Source organism: Streptomyces spongiae (assembly GCF_009377185.1).
Lineage (GTDB): Bacteria > Actinomycetota > Actinomycetes > Streptomycetales > Streptomycetaceae > Streptomyces > Streptomyces spongiae.
Window position 1 is genome coordinate 1 of the sequence record NZ_VJZC01001098.1, and the last position, 1,135, is coordinate 1,135.

Below are 1,135 nucleotides of genomic sequence, written 5' to 3' on the forward strand. Positions count from 1 at the left end.
CCGCGGCCCCCGCGGCCCCGTGGTCCTCGGCCCGGCCGCGACCCGCCACCCCATCGCCGCCCAGGCGGTACGCGACGCCGAGGGCTCCGCCCTGGTCATCACCTCGAACGCCGCGCTCTGGGCGGAGACCAAGGACGCGCGCACCAAGCTCGGCCCGGTCCACCTCTACGACCCCTCGCACCTCTGCGACACCCCGGCCCGCCTCCACTGGTCGCCCTCAAGAGGCTGCGAGGACAAGGCGGTCGCAACGGCCCGGGCAGCCGCGCTCCTCGCCCCGATCCGCCCCACGGCCAAGATCGACCAAGCGCTCGCCGACGTCGCTGAAACGCTCCTGCGCAGCTATCTGCACGCCGCCGCCGTGGACGGTCGCACCGTCCGCCACATCCACCGCTGGGCACAGGGCACGCAGGTACAGGAGGCGGTACGAGTCCTGCGGACGAACCCGAAGGCGGTGGCGGGCACGGCGGGCGAACTGGAATCCGCGCTCACCTCGCACCCCGAACGCCGGGACATGGCCCAGGAACTGACAGCCCGTGCCCTGTCGGCCCTCTCCACCATCAATGTCCGGGAATCCTGCACTCCCAACCGAAATGACTCGCTGGCCTTGGATTCCTTTGTCCACGAAGGGGGCACACTTTATGTGGTCGGTGAACCCATCGAGGACCCCAGGGCGATCCCGGGGGCCATGCCTCTGCTCACCGCCCTGACCGCAAGCGTGGTCGAGCGCGGCCGGCGCATGGCCGAACGGTCATCCTCCGGCCGCCTCGACCCACCACTCACCCTGATCCTGGACGACGTGGCAGCGGTGGCGCCCCTCCCTCAACTCCCCGACCTCCTGACCACCGGAGCGGACCGCGGCATGCCGACGCTGGCACTGATGAGGTCACGGGAACAGGGCCGTTCACGATGGCCCCAGTACGAGCTGCCGGTATAGAGGCGCTGCTCACCCGGCCCCCTACGCCCCTCTACACCCTCCGCTCGACGACGTACTCCAGCTGTCGGCCCCCAACCCCCGCGGGCCCGGGCACAGTCACCCCACTCGCCACGAACCCGGCCTTGCGATAGAACGCCTCGGCGCGCGTGTTCCGATCGTGCACGAACAGCCGCACCCGCGCGGCGCCGGTCCCCCAGGCCC

1 protein-coding gene is annotated in these 1,135 nt (G+C 71.4%); it reads left to right on the forward strand.

Translation table 11 applies throughout. From position 1 onward, the window contains the following. The coding region (locus FNH08_RS50375; RefSeq protein WP_228034883.1) for a type IV secretory system conjugative DNA transfer family protein at positions 1 to 934 on the forward strand (934 nt) is incomplete at its 5' end. Positions 935 to 1,135: the final 201 nt, after the last annotated feature.